Here is a 15,942-nt window from a genome sequence, read left to right as displayed (position 1 = left end):
TCTGCGCGCGTCAACGGTGTGTCAAACCCCATGTGGCCTGCGGAAACGGCCAGTTGGCCAAGACGTCGCTCTCATTGGCGCAGACCACTGGCGCCTTCCTGGTGAGAGCGTGACGGCTGAGGCGGACGTTGTCGTTCGCACACGCCCGAAGGCCCGCGCCGTCGGGGACGGCGCGGGCCTTCGGAGGTGGTGCGGAGGTGGGTGGAGCTACTGCTGGGGCGGAGGGGGAGGGGGCGTCTGCCCCTGCTGTCCCTGCTGCGGATACCCGTAACCGGGCGGGGCGTACGGCTGACCGTAACCGGGCTGGGGATACGGCTGCTGGTGCTGTCCGGGCCCGGGCTGCGGCGGGTACGGCTGCCCCGGCTGCGGCGGCATCGGCTGCCCGGGACTCGGCTGGCCGGGCATCGGCTGCCCGGGCATCGGCTGCCCGGGCATCTGCTGGCCGGGGATCGGCTGCCCCGGCATCTGCTGGCCCGGCATCGGCGGGGCGGCGACCGGCGGCGGGTTGCCGTCGGACGTCCACAGGCCGTGCGCCTGCTGGTGGCGGACGAAGTCCTCGGCGACCATCGCCGAGAGGTTGAAGTACGCCTCCCGCACCTTCGGCCGCATCATGTCGAGGTCGACCTCGGCACCGGCGGCCAGGTGCTCGTCGAAGGGGACCACGACGACGCCTCGGCACCGGGTCTGGAAGTGCCCGACGATGTCGTCGACCTTGATCATCTTGCCGGTCTCGCGGACCCCGGAGATGACCGTGATCGACCGGGAGACGAGGTCGGCGTACCCGTGCGCGGACAGCCAGTCCAGTGTCGTACTGGCGCTGCTCGCACCGTCCACGGAGGGCGTCGAGATGATGATGAGCTGGTCGGCGAGGTCGAGCACCCCGCGCATGGCGCTGTAGAGCAGGCCGGTGCCCGAGTCGGTGAGGATGATCGGGTACTGCTTGCCGAGCACGTCGATCGCGCGCCGGTAGTCCTCGTCGTTGAACGTCGTGGACACGGCCGGGTCGACGTCGTTGGCGATGATCTCCAGCCCGGACGGGGCCTGGGAGGTGAACCGCCGGATGTCCATGTACGAGTTGAGGTGCGGGATCGCCTGGACGAGGTCACGGATGGTGGCCCCGGTCTCCCGGCGCACCCGGCGGCCGAGCGTACCGGCGTCCGGGTTGGCGTCGATCGCGAGGATCTTGTCCTGCCGCTCGGTGGCCAGCGTGGAGCCGAGGGCGGTGGTGGTGGTCGTCTTGCCGACACCGCCCTTGAGGCTGATGACGGCGATGCGGTAGCACGACAGCACCGGGGTGCGGATCAGGTCCAACTTCCGCTGCCGCTCGGCTTCCTCCTTCTTCCCGCCCAGCTTGAACCGCGAACCGCCGGCCGCCGGGCGGCTGCTCTTCGCCTTCTGCCTCTTGTTGTTGAGCAGCCGGTCCGACGACAGCTCCACGGCCGCCGTGTAACCGAGCGGCGCGGCCCCCGGGTTGGTGGGCTGACGCTGATCGTGCTGCATGGGCTGCGGCCAAGCGGCCCCGAGTCGGGGGTCGTTGGGCTGCTGAGGCTGGTGGGGCTGGGGCTGGGGAGGCGGCAGAGGGAACTGCTGCTGATCGGACTGCGCGGCGGGCTGCGGCTGCGGTACCTGATCGGCCTGAGCCTGCGGCGGCAACGGGTGCGCCTGATGGGGCACACCGGGCGGTTGCTGTCCCTGCGGCGAGGGTGGCTGGGGGAAGCCGTAACCGCCGGGCTGTGGCTGCGGAGCCGTACCCCCCGGCTGCGGGAAGCCGTAGCCGGCAGCGGCGGGCATGGCACCCGGGCCCCCTTGCTGTGGCACCGGGGGCTGAGGCACCGCCGGGGGAGTGGCGTCCTGCGGCGGGAAGCCGTGTCCCGCCGGGGGCGCGGGCTGCGCCGGTGCCTGGTGGGGAGGCATCGGCGCGTCGGGCTGCGCGTTCCACGGGGCGGGCGCCGGCTGGGGGGCCTGCGGCTGGAAGGGAGGTTGATGAGCCGGTACGTCCGGCTGCCCCGGTGCGACGGGCGCCGGCTGCGCGGGCCACTGACTCGCCGCAGCGGGCGCGGCGGGAGGGTACGACGGAGGCAACGGCGGCACCCCGACCGGTGCGGCGGGTGGTGCGTCGGCGGGAGCGGTGTTCTGTTGTGCGGTGTCCTGCGGCGGTGCGTCCTCCGGCGCTGTGTGCGGCGGCGCGATGTCCTGTGGCGCGACGTCCTGTGGCGCGATGTTCTGTGGCGCGATGTTCTGTGACGCCGCGTCGGCCGCCGCCGTGGGGCCGGGCTCGGCGGCCTGGGCCGGATCGGGCTCCGGGTCCGGACCGACGTCACCGGCAGCGTCCGGGGTGTCGGAGTCACCGGCGGAAGGGCCGTTCTCCCCGGCCGCGTCGTCCTCTCCCGTCACGTCGTCGTCGCCGTCGGTGTGCTCCGGCTCCACGGCGTCGTCGTCCACCACGGCGGTATCCGCCGGCGAGTCGCTCGCACCCGTACCGTCGACCTCGTCGGAAGCGGAGGTGTCGGAAGCGGTCGGGTCACCGTCGGCCGTTTCCCCGGCCGCGCCCTCCGTGGCGTCGGCGGTGGACTCCTGCTGTTCCTCTTGCCGTGATGCGTCCTGCCGCGCTTCGTCCGCGGCGGCGAGCTCCGCGAACTCCCGCTTCAGGGCGGCGGCGGAGAACCGCATGGTGGCACCGCTCTCGAGATCGCCATTGTCGGTCTCGGGCTCGACCCGCGACTGTGACGGCGCCGGCCGCTGAACTTCCGGCTCCGGCTCGGGACGGGGCTGCGCCTGGGGCTGCTGTGGCTCGAATCCGCTCCCCACGGGAAGGCCGGGCACCGCGGTCGACCCGGTGCTCGGAGGCGAGGACGGCACGGGCGGACTGTACGGCGTACTCGACGGCGGCGGAGGCGGCGGTGCGAAGGGCGCGGTCCCATGAGACGGAGGCTGGGAAGCAGGTGGCACGGGAGGGGAAACGCCGGCACTCGACGAGCCGGCCCCCTGACCGGCATCACCGGACGCGTTCTGCATGTACCAGGCAGGCGGCGCGTAGTCGATGGTGAACTCACCCGTCGTCTCGATTGCGGACTCCGCGTCGGGTTGGTCATCGCCGGGTGTCGCCCAGCCCCCGCGGATCCCGTCCCGATCGCTGCTCACAGTTCCTCCTGGTGTGGTCGAGCACCCGCATGCCGTGCTGGGGTGACCGATTCCGTCCGACGTTGTCCGAGACTGACGAGAGGGGAAGGAAGTGGTCTGTTCCCCCGGCCTCCCCCGAAGGACGCCGACACCCACTCCACGGGTTCTGGCGTCGCGCCCGACACCAGCCTAATCACGAGCGACCCGGCCCCGTCAGGCCCCGTCCCCTTGTCCACCTCAGCATCCGAAGCCACAAACCGCCCAAAAGTGGAGGTCTTTCATGCCTGTATCGGTCACCATCGGGTGATCCGGTCAACTCGGGCGGGTCAGTCCATGCGCCGCGGCGTACCCAGAAGACCGATCTCCGTATCGGTCGGCTGAGTCATCACGTACTGCCGGTCCCGTTCCGTACACCACAACGTGACGCCGTCGGCGAGCGTGGGCAGGGCCTCGTACTCGGCGCGGGGCAGCCGTGTCGCGCGTCCGATCTCCACCGCTTCGTCCGGTGAGACCCGCTGGACACCCACCAGGCGCGCCTGCCGCATCAACCGCGGCGCCACCGGGCTCAGGTACGGCAGGAGCGTGAGCACCGACTGCCAGGGCCCCGACGTCACCCGTCCACGCGGCGGCCGCATGCCGCAGTCCCGGATCACCAGAACCGGCCCCATCGCCGAGGCGCCCTGCGGCGGCACCTGGCCCACGTCGTGGACCGTCATCCCCGATTGGCCACCACCGACCGCTTGCACGACCTGCGCCCAGTGCCCGGGTCTGCCGGTCTCCACCGCGACCCGCGCACCCGTCGCAGCCGCCCGCAGCGCCAGCACCTGTGCCGTCCACAGTCCGCCGATGAACAGAATGTCGAACGGCGTCGGTCGGTTGACTCCGAGGACGGCGGGCTGTCCCTGGGCGTCCACCCCGACGACGACACCGTCGTCCCCGACCGGCAGGGCGAGCGTGTCGGCCTGGGAGAGGGACAGCGTGTGCCGCGGGTGCCGGGGTCCGAGCAGCCCGAAACCGGTACGCAGCCGCTCGCCGAAACCGGCGTCCGGCCGCCCGCCGACGGCGGGGTCGGCGGGCGGCGTCGATGTGGTCACGGCCATCAGCGGGCACCTCCGAGCGGCAGAGTGGCGAGCACACCGGGCAGTTGCTCACGGTCGAGACGGACGATCCCGGCCCGCGCCTGACGCGCGGCCCGCTCCAGAGCACGGCGCGCATCGGACAGCTCGGTGCTGCTGCGGCCGGTGACCCGCACATGCCCGGTGATCGCCACGTCCTGCTGTCCACTGCGGGCCAGCGTCAGACTGAACGTCGTCGCCAATGCGGGAACCGCCGTCAACTGGGCCACCAACTGGGGCAGCGTGATGCCGGACCCGCCGAGCTGCGGCCAGCGCCGGACCCAGTACGTGGTGTGTCGCCGGTTGTCGCAGCGCCAACTGCGGCTCGACTCCTCGGTCCGGCGCCGCGGAGAGTCGCCCTGTTCCGGCTGGGAGGTCACCATCGGGTTGGCGCACGCCGACGTGGCGATCGCGGCGCACAGCTCCTCCTCCGTGAGCACGTGCGCCCGGAACCCGGCGCCGGTCAGCCTGCTGGACAGATGCTCCGCCGAGCGCACCAGACACTTCTGCGCTCCGAGCAGGCCACCGCCCCGCGCGGCCACCGCTTCCGGGCACAGCTCCGGATCGAGCTTCAGCGCGATCCACATGATGCGGATCGCGGGGGAGACCGTGTCCGCCTGGAGCTGCGTGTAGTTCGTCACCACGACCGACTGCTGCGGCAGGTGAGGGGCGGGCGCGGGCTGCGTGTGCAGGACGACCTGCGCCGACTCCAGCCGGATCCCGTCCACGTCGAGGACGTCCCGTACCAGGGCGAGAGGGAGCGGCGTGCGGCCGCGCTCGGCGCGCAGGGCGCCCGCCTCGGCCTCCACCTGGAGGACCGCGGTGAGGAAGCCACCGTCACCCACCATGCCCATGGGCCGACGCTCGTGGTCGTCACGGTGGCTGTACTGGTAGGTCCGCAGGTTCGGCTCGCACTCCACGGCGGGGGCCAGGGTGGAGTCCACCCCCGGGGGCAGCGGAGTTCCGGGCGCTCTGCGCAGGCGGGCCCGCAGGGCGAGCTGGCTGCCCAGCCACTCGGGCAGGGAGCGCCCTCGCCGGCGCACGAGGGCGAGCAGCGCCAGGATGCCGGCCACCACACCCGCCGGCACCAGGGCGACGGGACCGATGAGCCAACCGCACACCACCAGCGCTCCGGCCGTTTCCAGCATCACCAGCCGTTGCAACGCGAATGAGCCACCGCGCCCCGAACGCGTCTGCAGGTGTGGAGTGGCGGAAGGCCGCGCGGTCGCGGCGCCGCGCGCGGTCGCGGAACCGTGAGAAGCCGCAGAACCACCGGTGGTCGGCGCCGCGTCGGCCCGCCGCGCCGCGGATTGCGATCGCGACCGGGTTCGCGGTGCGGAAGCCATCACTGCAAAACCCCCGAACTATCCCGAAAAACACCGCACTCAGCAGGCGGCAAGGCTTCAGCACCCTACCCGTGCCACGCCCACCACTGTGCAACAGGCATAGTAGGTGCCGGGTCTGACAGCCGAGGTTCCAGAGGGCGACCGGGACGGGGTGGGCGCCAGTGGCCCGCACTGCTGCCCCGCCGGTCCTCCATGGCTTCGTACGGGGAGAGAACGAACACAGATGGCATCACGGCGCGATGAACTGAACGCCTACACCTTCGCGAAGCGCCGCACTCTCGCGTCCTTCCTGCAACCTTCTCCGTCCGGTTCGGAGGAGGGAGCCCCCAAGCCGCTCAGAGCGGTCGTGCCCGGCCTCATCGTCGGGGTGGTCGTCCTGGCCGTGTTCGGCGCGATCGGCATGTTCAGTCCGAAGGCGCCGAAGGGGTGGGACGAGACGGGTGCGCACGTGATCGTGGCGAGCGATTCCACCACCCGGTACGTCGTACTGAAGACGGGCGGAGAGAAGCAGCTGCATCCGGTCCTCAACATGGCCTCCGCCAAGCTCCTCCTGGACCCCGACAAGGACAGCGTCATCACGGTCGACGAAGAGGTACTGGACAGCGGCGAACCCCCGCACGGAGCCACGATCGGCATTCCCTACGCACCCGACCGCCTGCCGTCGCCCGCGGAGGCGGAGAAGGCCATGCGATGGGCCGTCTGCGAACGTCCCGGTCCTGGTGGCCGGGCCATCCAGAAGGCGGCGTTCGTCCTCGCCGAAAAGGACTGGTCCAGGACCGACGGCTCGGACAAGCTCGTCGGGGGCGAGCTGATGTACGTCGTCGGCCCGGACGGCAAGAGCCAGTACGTGGCCGACTCACGCGGCTACGCCTACCCGCTGGCCGATCCGACGGACAAGGAGCTCCTCAAGGCCCTCGACACGCAGGGCCGTGCCCCGCAGCGCGTGTCCCAGGAGTGGCTGGACACCCTCCACAAGGGCGACCCGATCGCGATCCCCGAGATCGAGGGCACGCCGGGCGAGGACGCGGGCGCCTCCGACATGCTCCGGGAGTACGACAAGGTCGGCATGGTCATCAAGGCCTATGACGGTCAGCGCATGCAGTACTACGTGGTTCTCAAGGGCGGCGTGGCGCGCATCTCGGAGTTCACCGCCACCCTGCTCCTCAACAGCGGGGACCTCGTCGGCGTCGGACAGGCCGGTGAGGCCCAGCAGGTCAGCCCCGGCGCGGTCGTCGACAGCACCGAGTTCGACGGACAGCGGAACTGGCCGGCGTACCGGCCCAAGACGGTCAACGACGGTTCGTCCGCCACCGCCGGCCGCAACACCGTCTGCAACGTTCTGCGCTCGGTGAACGCCAAGAACGGCGAGACCACCCTGTCCACCTGGGCGGGCACCGACTTCCCCGAACAGCTGCCCACCGGCTCCTCCAGCGCGTACGTGACCCCGGGCTCCGGCCAGCTCTACCGACAGTTCCAGGGCACCGAGACCGAGGCGGGCGGGGTCTTCCTGGTCACCGACACGGGGCTGCGCTACGCCCTGCAGTCCAACAACGACAGCGCCACGGACGACAAGGGCATCGGAACCTCCGACAAACAGCGTGAGCAGCAGCTCAACGAGGCTCGGATCGCCCAGACCCGCCTGGGGTACGAGAAGGTGAAACCGTCCCCCGTTCCGGTGAACTGGTCGACGTTCCTGCCCACCGGTCCCCGCCTGTCGGAGGCGGCGGCCCGACAGCCGCAGGGTTCGTAGCGGTCGTGGCCCCACAGGAGAGCGAAGGCATGCTGCAGGAAAGCCGCTTCAGCAGAATCCCCCGTACGGCGACGACCGTCCTCGCGGCAACGGTCCTCGCGGGGACGACCGTGTGGGCCTCTCCCGCGCCCGAGGCCAGGGCCGACGACGGCGGACAGTGCACGTTCCCGTCGAAGAAGTACGAAGGCCGGCCGTGGTCGTTGCAGCGCGTCAACCTCGACGAACTGTGGGCGCAGTCGAAGGGCGCCGGCGTGCGGGTCGCGGTGATCGACACGGGCGTCGACGTCAAGAACCCGCAACTCACCGATGCCGTCGACGCGTCCAAGGGCAAGAACTACCTGCCCCTCAAGAACCGCAAGGGCGAGGAGATCGAGCGGGGCAACGCGCAGGGCACCACCGACACCGTCGGCCACGGAACCCGCGTGGCCGGCATCATCGCCGCCCGCCCCGCCAAGGGAACCGGCTTCGTGGGCGTGGCCCCCGAGGCCACGATCATCCCCGTCAAGCAGAACGACGCGGAGGGCAACGGCACCGCGGACACACTCGCGTTGTCGATCCGGCACGCCGTCGACGCGGGCGCCGACGTCATCAACATCTCCCAGGACACCGCCAACGCCGTCGAGCCCGCCCAGAGCCTGAAGGACGCGGTGGACTACGCCCTGGGCCGGCAGGTCGTGGTCGTCGCGTCGGCCGGCAACGACGGCCTCGGCGGTAACGTCAAGGTCACCTACCCGGCCTCCTACGACGGCGTCCTGGCCGTGGCGTCCTCCGACCGCAACAACGAACGTGCGCCCTTCTCCCAGTCGGGCGAGTTCGTGGGCGTGGCGGCTCCCGGCGTCGACATGGTCTCCACGGTCCCTGGCGGCGGCCACTGCTCGGACAACGGAACCAGCTTCTCGGCGCCGTACGTGGCCGGGGTGGCGGCTCTTCTCAAGGCCAAGTACCCGAAGTGGACGGCGGCTCAGATCGTCGCCCAGATCGAGCAGACGGCCGAACGCTCCATCCCCGGCCACGACCGCCTCGTCGGCTGGGGCGTGATCGACCCGGTCAAGGCCCTCACCAACGTGGACCCGGCCCACCCCGTGGAGTCCCCGGCCCCCGACAAGGGCGCACTCCCGGCCGAGGCCCCCTCAGTGGCACCGGTCCACTTCGGCGAGACGGCCCAGGAACGCAACACCCGCGTGGGCACGTACGTCGTCGTCGGCGGCCTGGTACTGGCAGCAGGCCTGGCCGGCACGGCAGTGGCGGTACGGGACTCGCGACGGCGGGGTGGGGGGCGAGGGGGCAACGCCTGATGGCGTTTCCTGATGTTCCGTTACGGGCTCAGTTCGGAGGACGCGTCGCACTTCGCCTTGCCGTACGCGTAAGTGGCAGTGCTTGTCGCCAGCTCGATCAGGGTCGCTCGCCTATCGGCGTCGCTTACCTTTCCGGCCTTTTCGAGATGAACGACCACACTGATGTTGTACTGGCCACCGGGAATCTTCCCAGGCGATGCACAGGGCATGAAGATGGCGGCCACGGACGGTGAGGCCGCGCTCTTGTCGTTCGCCGTAAAAGGCGTCAACTGCTCCCGGCTCGCGAATTCCGCCACTTCGCTGTCAATCCAACTTTTCAACGGCTCGTCGCGCATCATCTCGGTCCGGACAGACATGAGCTGATCGCCATCCCCTGAGACGGAGCAGTAAGAGCGATAGCTGTCATCCTGATCGTCCACGCGAAGGTGCACTTCGTCGTTGAACGCGTATGAAGTTTCCGCAGGAAGCACAGACTCGAGGGCGTCGGCGGCCTGAGACGCCAACCCGAGTGAGTCACACACGGCGCCCGCAGCGATATCTCCCGTCTCTTCGGCGAACGGAGGGACCTTGAGCAGATACGCAGCACCGCATATGGCCGCGAGCGCGACGGCGACCGCCGTGATCACGTAGCCATTCCGTCTGGACTTCACGACTCAGTCTTCCTTTTCCAACTGTCGCGGCACGCCCTCACCGTCGAGCGCGTCATGTACGTTCTTTCCGGCATTGTTGAAGCCCTGTTCGGCCGCTGTCGCGGCTGCGGAGACAATCATGGGAGAGGGATGGCCGACGCTCTCTCCGGCCTTCTTGGCGGCCGTCTCGACGAGCGTGTATGTCGAATCCTTGGTGCCTTCCAGGTCTTGCCCGTTGCGATAGATGACCTCGCCGGAGCTGTCCTTCATGGCGCCTTCGGTGATCGCCCCGATGATCTCATCCGCCGCCGTGCCGGCCACTCCACCGGCGACAACGCCCCCCGGTCCGACGAACGGGGCCGTACCGAGGCCGACACCGATCCCGACTGCAGTACCTCCCCAGGTGCCGATTTTTTCGATGACAGAGTTGTAGTCGGCATCCTTCTTGCCGCCTTCGATCTCGCCCTCGTAGGCCCGTCCGGCCCCAATGGTGCCCTCGACCTCACCGCCCACACGGGCAATGTCCTCGATGGTCTTCTTCAGGTTTTCTTCCTGGGAGAAACTCTGGTCGTTGAGGTATGCGTCAGGGTGCTGGAAGTGGTACTGCATCAGGCTCGTCGTGTAACTGTGCTGACCGAGGTTGACGGCCGCGTAGCCCTCCGGATTACGGCCCACGGAGTACAGGAAGCGGGTGGTGTCGGTCTCGCTGAGTTGGGCTGCCGTACCCGCGACGGGGAAGAGTTTGTCCTCGCCTTCCACACCGGGGTGCAGTGCACGGTGGATGTCCGGCATGTATTCGGCAGCGATCTGCCCCATGCTGTCGGACATGTAACCGTTCTTGGTGAGACGGGACGGGTCGTCCGCGACCGACGAGACCAGGTTCTGCATGAGCTTGGCCTGCCCGTCATTGTGTGCGGGCGTGTCCACCGTCGGCATCTCACCTGCCGGGTGACCCGTGGTCGCTGCCTCTAGTGCAAGCGCAAGATTGTTCTGCCCGGTGTGAAGATCCTCCCCCTTGAGGTTCCTCTCCTGCGGCCAGTCCCGCTCCTCGAACAGATACTGGAAGTTGGACAGCGAGACTTTGCCGTTCTTGCCGTCGTCGTCTGTGTCGCGCTCGAACGGGTTGTCCGGGTCGTCCTTGGACACGAACTGCTGGTTGAAGAAGTCGGTGGCTGCGTCCGGGCTGTTGGACAGCCCTTTCAGGTAGCCCGTGAGCGGATCCGAACCGCTGTCGTCTCCGATCCGGTTCAGCACCGGATTCATGCCCCCCGGACCCCATGCGAGGTTCCGGTGCTCCCCGTTACCGGTCAGCTTGCGCTCGGTGGCCATGAGCTTCGTGCCGTAGTCCGTGAGGAACCGGTCGTCGTAGTCACCGGTCCGCATGAGGTTGCTCATGACCTGGAAGCCCATCGGCCCGCCCCGGTCGCCATACAGCGGCTTGTCGCCGATGTCGATCATCGTGCGCTTCCAGTCGGTCATAGCCGTCGAGTCGCTCTGTGTGGCGTTGGCGAGGGTCATGCCCAGGCTGCGCTGCAAGTCGTCGAACTGCTCCAGGCGCTCACGCCCCAGGTCCCAGTTCCCCCGCTGCGGGTCGCTGATCCCCGTCCAGAATTCCAGCGTCTTCTTCGGCCCGAGCGCGGTGGCGAACCGCTCGGCGAACAGGTCATCGCCGGCATACTTCTTCAACCCGGCGTTGAGCCTGTCGAAGTCCTTGACACTCAGGTCGTCCGGGTTCTTCTTGGCGAGCGCAGCCAGCTCGTCGGCCTTCTTGACCGCTTCGACGGCGGAGTCCCGGTCCGCGTAGTCCGCGTCGGCGAACCCCAGTTTGCTCTGGTCGGCGATGGCCTGCAGAACAGTCTTGGCGGAATTGTCGCTCTCGGTGGCCTTGTTCAGAATTCCCTGAATCTCGTCACGCAACGCGGTGATGTCGCCCTTGTTGTCCTGGTCCATCTTGCTACGGGCCTCGGGCGGGACATTCGTGGTGACGGTGAAGCCACCCTCGTAGGCGATGACCGTGAGGTTCTTCTTGCGACCGCCTTCAAGGGCATCGAGAAGCTGCTGATGGTAGCCCTTCAGCTCGCCCACTGTGTCGTTGAGGATCCTGTGGATGCTTCTTGCCTGGGTGTGGGCGTCAGCGAACTCGCCCGCCGTCTTCCCGATGAACTCCTTGGACACCTTGGCGTTCACGCCGGCCCAATCAGCCTTGTTGGCACCCTGGTGCAGTTGCTTCTCGGCGTCCTCCGCCATGTCCGCGAGATTGTCGACGAGAGTCGACCAGTCCGTCACGGCGTCGTCGATCAGCTTGAAGTTGGCGTCTCGCAGCGCTTCGAGTTCCATGGGGGGTCGTTCCTCGCGAGTCGGTGAAGAGGGAAGGATCGGTCGGAGGGTCACCGCCCAAGGCGTGGGGCCTGGTGCGGGGGCCGACGCGTACGAGTGGCGTCAGTCGTCCTTCTTCTGAGGCTTCTCGCCGTAGATCTCGTTCTGCTTTCCAGGCGGCCCGACCCGTTCGTCGAAACCGGCGTCCAACGTCGCGATGCTGCTCATCTGCCGCAGGATGTAACCCTCGTCACCGTCATGGGTCTTCTTGGTGACCTGCATGTGGTTGGAGATCTGGGCGCAGGCGTCCATCAGGGACTTTAGCTGCTCGTCCCACCGAGTCGACGCGTGCTTCAGCCCGGCGCCAAGCGCGAAGCCCTGCTTCGACAGATCGCCTGCGGCGCTGTCGCTGCTGGCGATGTGGACCCGGGCCCTGTCCCACAGCTGGTTGTACAGGGAGTGGGCCTCCTTGCCGACCTTGGTGAGCGCGTCGTTCTTGACCCTCAGATCCCCGTACTGGCTCGGTGGGGAGACCGGCCCGCCGCCGTCCAGTTGGTTCAACTGCATGTGCGCGGAGCCCTGCTGCCGCTCCAGCGCATCTGCCTTGAGCTGTTCCCACTCGTCCCATGCCATGGACGGCTACCTTCCCCGTGTGCAGGACCCTCGACGCCATCGCCGGCCGGATGGCGTCATGTGGAGACCGGACTCTGCCCTAACCTAGCAACGGCATGACGGGGCGATGCATGTGCTCCGGGGCAGTCACGGACGGAACAAGGCACTGTCGGCAGCAGCGCGGAGGGGGGCCGCGCCCCACATTGCCTGCGATCGCCTCGAAGGTGGGTCTCGGCGGTGCTGCAGCACGATGCACGACGGCAGAGTTGCGGGAGGGAGAGCCGGATATGACAGGACTGACGGTCTTCCTGTTCGTGCTCGCTGCCTTGCTGGTACTCATGGCCTGTATCAAGGCGGACCGAGTCCGTTCCTGGCGCGAGTCGTTGAATCCCTCCGCCCCGGAGCTTCCGGACGCTGCCTTCGTCGTTGGCCGCGTCATCCTGGTCGCCATGGCCGTCACCTGTGTCGTCGTCGGTTTCCAGGGGCTGGCTGTGCAGGACGACGGGAAGTGGAGCGACGACGAACTGACGAGCGCGGTCGAGGGCGCCACTCGAGCCCTGGACGGCAGCTTCACCTACGGTGGCCCCCTGGAGGGGGACGCTCCGGCCGACTTCGACGGTGAATACGCCAGGAAGGTCGAGCAGGAGGTAGTTGAGCACGGCGGTGGAGATGCCCCACAACTGGGGGTCGACGCCGCATCGGTCCGTCCGGTGGAGTCCGACCGAGCCCAATACCGCATCACGGCAGACGGGGCGGACACGGCCTTCTGCATGGACGTCAAACGTACTCACGCTGGGTACATCGAGACAGTAGCCCCCGGGCTCTCGGGCGACGCGGCGGCGGTAAAGCTTCCGAAGTACACGTTCGCCGTGTCGAGCCGGACAGGCGATTGCTGAGCCGGCGCCCGGCGAGTCGTTACCGCTGTGGCCCGCGTCGTGAGGACGGCCGTCCTGTCGGAGACTGGACTCCCGACGGTGAAGTGATTGCACAGGTGAAGTCCTTGGAGAGTTTCACCGAGGCCGAGTGAGTGCAGCGACGTATGGGCTTCACATGCGACGGACCGGTGACGTGCGGAACGGCATGACGACGGGGTGTTAGCAACTACAGCGCGGTGCACTACTTCGAGTGGTGCACAGTTGGCGTTCGAGGTGGTGTCAGAGTGGCGCGATCTTTTCGTTTGCGTCACGTGACGGTGGACACAACCTGTCCAGCACTTGCTGACCCTTGTGATGCGAGCATCGACCGACACTGTTCGCCAAATCGGTCAAAGTGACATGCCCCGGACGGCTTTGTAACTCGGCTAGCACACATCACGGTTGGCCCCGCCGTACCAGTTGACTACAGTGGTGATCGCATGGTGCGCGCGACTTGGTTTGCGATCGCGGGGGCAGGTGGTCAGTCGGCCACGGCCATGGTTCTACGGGGAAACGGGGAGGGAGCGGAGTGCTTCCAGCAGACATGGTGGGGGGCGTGTCGGCCGCCAGGGCGGCGAACCTGGAGGTTACCGGTGAGGCGCTGAGCGCGTTCGTGAAGCGTGTGGACGGTGTCCTGACGGGACTGGAGAAGTCACCCGGCAACCCGACGCGCGTCGGGGCCCAGACGATCACGCCGGGGTCGCTGGCAGGGAACCCGTCCGCCTTTCCCGAGGCGCATGCCCTGTACTTGCAGTACAACCAGGTGCACGAGAAGCTCACCTCTCTTTCCAAGACCCTGCACCTGCAGATCGAGGCGATCGGCATCGCCGTCCGGGGCGCGCATGTGGGCTTCGACAACCTCGAAGAGGAGCAGCGGCGTCGCTTCTATGCGATCCAGATGCAGATCAAGGGCATTCAGGACGCAGGAGAAGGCAAGCAGCGCGCTCAGGGCGACAACACCACCGGGGGCCTGTGATGACCGACAAGCAGCATGAGCAGGACCTGGAGCGGGTCTCTGGGCAGAACATGTTCACGGATCTCACGCGGCATGCCGAGGAGCACCCGAGCGGTGGCTTCCTCCGCGGAGCCATCGACAGCATGGTGCGTTCGGCGGCAGAGGGGACGCCGTACGCGCGAGGGGTTCACGGTCGCACGGACTTCGACAACCACCGTCTGAACGACATGATCGACCTGGTCGAGCAGACCAACCCGGAGGACCTCGAGTCGTCGGGCAAGGCCCTGTGGGACGCACGGGACGCCATCACCGAGGCCGCCAAGGAACTGGACGGCCACATCGAGAACGTTCACTGGGTCGGAGAGTCGGGCGAGGCTTTTCGTAAGTGGGGTCGTTCGCTCGTCACCAGCACGTACGGACTGAGTGACTTCGCCGGTGGGGCGGGGGACCAGATCACCGCTGCCGCCGTGGGCCTGGCAGCTGTGCGCAAGGCCATGCCGCCCCGCGACACGAGGCCGGAAAGTCAGGCGTTGAAGCCCGATAAGCTTCCAACGCCCAAGCAGGTCGAGGGCAACGCCGAGTACGCCGAAGCGGTCCGCGTGGAGAAGGACCGTCAGGAGGCGATCAACCAGATGAACCGGTTGTCGTCCTACTACGCGGTGGCCAACGAGCAACTCATCGCGCTGGAGCCTCCGAAGTTCGAGACCATGCCGGACGTAGGGGTTCCCAAGCCTGTGCTAAGCACTGGCGACCCGATTTGGACCCAGGGTAGTGGCACGTCGGCTGCGCACCGGACAAGTACTGCGACAGACATGACGAGTCAGCAGCCGACGGACACCCCAGCGGGACAGTTCGAAATGCGCGGCTCCAGTGATGCTCGATTGCGCACCGTGGACACCGCGCTACCCCCTGTGGAGCCCGATGTCGAGGTCGGAACGGCGATCGACAGCGTCGGTACTCTGCCACCCCTGGTGTCACCCACTCCCGGAGAAATCGCCCCAACCGCCGGAGTTCCCGGCGGAAACGGTGGTGCCAACAACGGGTTCGGGAGCGGCTATGGAACGCCGGTCACCAACATGGGCTCGAGCAAAGGTACGGCCAGGTCAAGTGGTCTCCGGGGCCCCGTGTCCACCCCAGGTCGAGCACGCGCGGCCGACGTTGCCGGTGGGGGCTCGGGGCGCACTGGAAATGGACCCGTTGGTCCGATGGGGCGCACGGCGGCGACCGGGCAAACGGTCGCCAAGGGCCTTTCTTCCGGAGCGAAGTCCTTGCCCATGGGCCCTGGAGTGACAGGCGGTACGGCAAGGCCGACCGGCGCGTCCGTGGCAAGGCCGCGCGGTGGCGGAGTAACCGGCGCCGGGCAAGCGAACGGCGTGGTGGGAGGGCGACCCATGATGGGTGCAACGCCCGCGAAGAACGGGCCGAAGGTTCCTCGTGGCACAGTGGTTGGTGCCGAGGCCACAGGCGGTTCCCGGCCGGCCGAGCGGCGACCTGGTCAGAGCGGTGTATTTGGCGGACCGGCCGCCGGTAAATCCGCTCCCGCGCCCAACAGGCCTCGTGTCGGCCCGGGGACGCCCGCGTCCATCACCGGCAGCCCCGCCGCACGTAACTCCGCATCCAGTGCAGAGCGTAACGGCATGACCCGCGGAGGTGCCGGGCTTGTGCGTGGGCCTGGCAGCCGCAGAAAGCCGGAGAGGGCTTCGGACAGGGAAGAGACACCGCGGGCCACCCACATGACCGAAGACGAAGAGACCCACCTGCCCACTCAGCAGCGACGCGGCGTGCCGCCGGTCGTCAACTAAGCGCTAGCGAGGACTCACAACGCCATGGAGCCAGGGACCAGCCGTCCTGCCGAGCGGAGCGCCCTCCGCAAGACACGTTGCAGGCGAC

The 15,942-nt window shown here is 68.3% G+C and carries 11 protein-coding genes; 5 read left to right on the top strand and 6 right to left on the bottom strand.

What is annotated here, in order from left to right:
• Positions 1–207: 207 nt before the first annotated feature.
• From ACIGO6_RS30400 to eccE, 3 genes are all read right to left on the bottom strand, one after another.
• A complete protein-coding gene (locus ACIGO6_RS30400) occupies positions 208–3,141 on the bottom strand; it encodes an SCO5717 family growth-regulating ATPase (RefSeq protein ID WP_399881952.1) in 2,934 nt (977 codons plus the stop codon).
• Between the two features lie 305 nt (positions 3,142–3,446).
• Positions 3,447–4,220 carry a hypothetical protein gene (locus tag ACIGO6_RS30395; protein ID WP_399881950.1) on the bottom strand — a complete coding sequence of 258 codons (774 nt, stop codon included), beginning with the start codon at positions 4,218–4,220 and terminating at the stop codon, positions 3,447–3,449.
• A complete protein-coding gene (gene eccE / locus ACIGO6_RS30390) occupies positions 4,220–5,581 on the bottom strand; it encodes a type VII secretion protein EccE (protein WP_399881948.1) in 1,362 nt (453 codons plus the stop codon). The genes ACIGO6_RS30395 and eccE overlap by 1 nt, the downstream gene beginning before the upstream one ends.
• A 223-nt stretch (positions 5,582–5,804) precedes the next feature.
• On the opposite strand from eccE, the gene eccB reads away from it, so the two are divergent.
• Complete coding sequence (eccB, locus tag ACIGO6_RS30385) at positions 5,805–7,331, top strand: type VII secretion protein EccB (protein WP_399881946.1); 1,527 nt, start codon at positions 5,805–5,807, stop codon at positions 7,329–7,331.
• 29 nt (positions 7,332–7,360) lie between these two features.
• Positions 7,361–8,626 carry a type VII secretion-associated serine protease mycosin gene (gene mycP, locus ACIGO6_RS30380; protein WP_399881944.1) on the top strand — a complete coding sequence of 422 codons (1,266 nt, stop codon included), beginning with the start codon at positions 7,361–7,363 and terminating at the stop codon, positions 8,624–8,626.
• 20 nt (positions 8,627–8,646) lie between these two features.
• Here the strand turns inward: mycP and ACIGO6_RS30375 are convergent, their stop codons facing one another.
• The 3 genes from ACIGO6_RS30375 to ACIGO6_RS30365 all read right to left on the bottom strand — a co-directional run bounded on the left by ACIGO6_RS30375 (position 8,647) and on the right by ACIGO6_RS30365 (position 12,204).
• Positions 8,647–9,276: a hypothetical protein gene (locus tag ACIGO6_RS30375; RefSeq protein ID WP_399881942.1), complete on the bottom strand. Its 630-nt coding sequence runs from the start codon at positions 9,274–9,276 to the stop codon at positions 8,647–8,649.
• 3 nt (positions 9,277–9,279) lie between these two features.
• A complete protein-coding gene (locus tag ACIGO6_RS30370) occupies positions 9,280–11,592 on the bottom strand; it encodes a hypothetical protein (protein ID WP_399881940.1) in 2,313 nt (770 codons plus the stop codon).
• A 102-nt stretch (positions 11,593–11,694) separates the two neighbouring features.
• Positions 11,695–12,204, bottom strand: coding sequence for a hypothetical protein (locus ACIGO6_RS30365; RefSeq protein WP_399881938.1), 510 nt, complete (start codon positions 12,202–12,204; stop codon positions 11,695–11,697).
• Positions 12,205–12,470: 266 nt separating this feature from the next.
• Between ACIGO6_RS30365 and ACIGO6_RS30360 the strand changes: the two genes are divergently transcribed.
• From ACIGO6_RS30360 to ACIGO6_RS30350, 3 genes are all read left to right on the top strand, one after another.
• A complete protein-coding gene (locus tag ACIGO6_RS30360) occupies positions 12,471–13,079 on the top strand; it encodes a hypothetical protein (RefSeq protein WP_399881936.1) in 609 nt (202 codons plus the stop codon).
• 574 nt (positions 13,080–13,653) lie between these two features.
• A complete protein-coding gene (locus tag ACIGO6_RS30355; protein ID WP_399881934.1) occupies positions 13,654–14,073 on the top strand; it encodes a hypothetical protein in 420 nt (139 codons plus the stop codon).
• Entirely contained in the window at positions 14,073–15,854 is a 1,782-nt protein-coding gene (locus ACIGO6_RS30350) for a hypothetical protein (RefSeq protein ID WP_399881932.1), read from the top strand. The genes ACIGO6_RS30355 and ACIGO6_RS30350 overlap by 1 nt, the downstream gene beginning before the upstream one ends.
• Positions 15,855–15,942: the final 88 nt, after the last annotated feature.

This window comes from Streptomyces sp. NPDC053750 (genome assembly GCF_044544295.1).
Taxonomy (GTDB): domain Bacteria; phylum Actinomycetota; class Actinomycetes; order Streptomycetales; family Streptomycetaceae; genus Streptomyces.
Note: the sequence above shows the minus strand (reverse complement) of the source record. Positions and strands in the feature narration are given on the sequence as shown.

Bases quoted from the DNA above. Each gene is read 5' to 3' on its own strand.
- ACIGO6_RS30370 (WP_399881940.1), bottom strand. From the start codon at position 11,592: ATGGAACTCGAAGCGCTGCGAGACGCCAACTTCAAGCTGATCGACGAC.
- mycP (WP_399881944.1), top strand. From the start codon at position 7,361: ATGCTGCAGGAAAGCCGCTTCAGCAGAATCCCCCGTACGGCGACGACC.
- ACIGO6_RS30395 (WP_399881950.1), bottom strand. From the start codon at position 4,220: ATGGCCGTGACCACATCGACGCCGCCCGCCGACCCCGCCGTCGGCGGG.
- ACIGO6_RS30360 (WP_399881936.1), top strand. From the start codon at position 12,471: ATGACAGGACTGACGGTCTTCCTGTTCGTGCTCGCTGCCTTGCTGGTA.
- ACIGO6_RS30365 (WP_399881938.1), bottom strand. From the start codon at position 12,204: ATGGCATGGGACGAGTGGGAACAGCTCAAGGCAGATGCGCTGGAGCGG.
- eccB (WP_399881946.1), top strand. From the start codon at position 5,805: ATGGCATCACGGCGCGATGAACTGAACGCCTACACCTTCGCGAAGCGC.
- ACIGO6_RS30350 (WP_399881932.1), top strand. From the start codon at position 14,073: ATGACCGACAAGCAGCATGAGCAGGACCTGGAGCGGGTCTCTGGGCAG.
- eccE (WP_399881948.1), bottom strand. From the start codon at position 5,581: ATGGCTTCCGCACCGCGAACCCGGTCGCGATCGCAATCCGCGGCGCGG.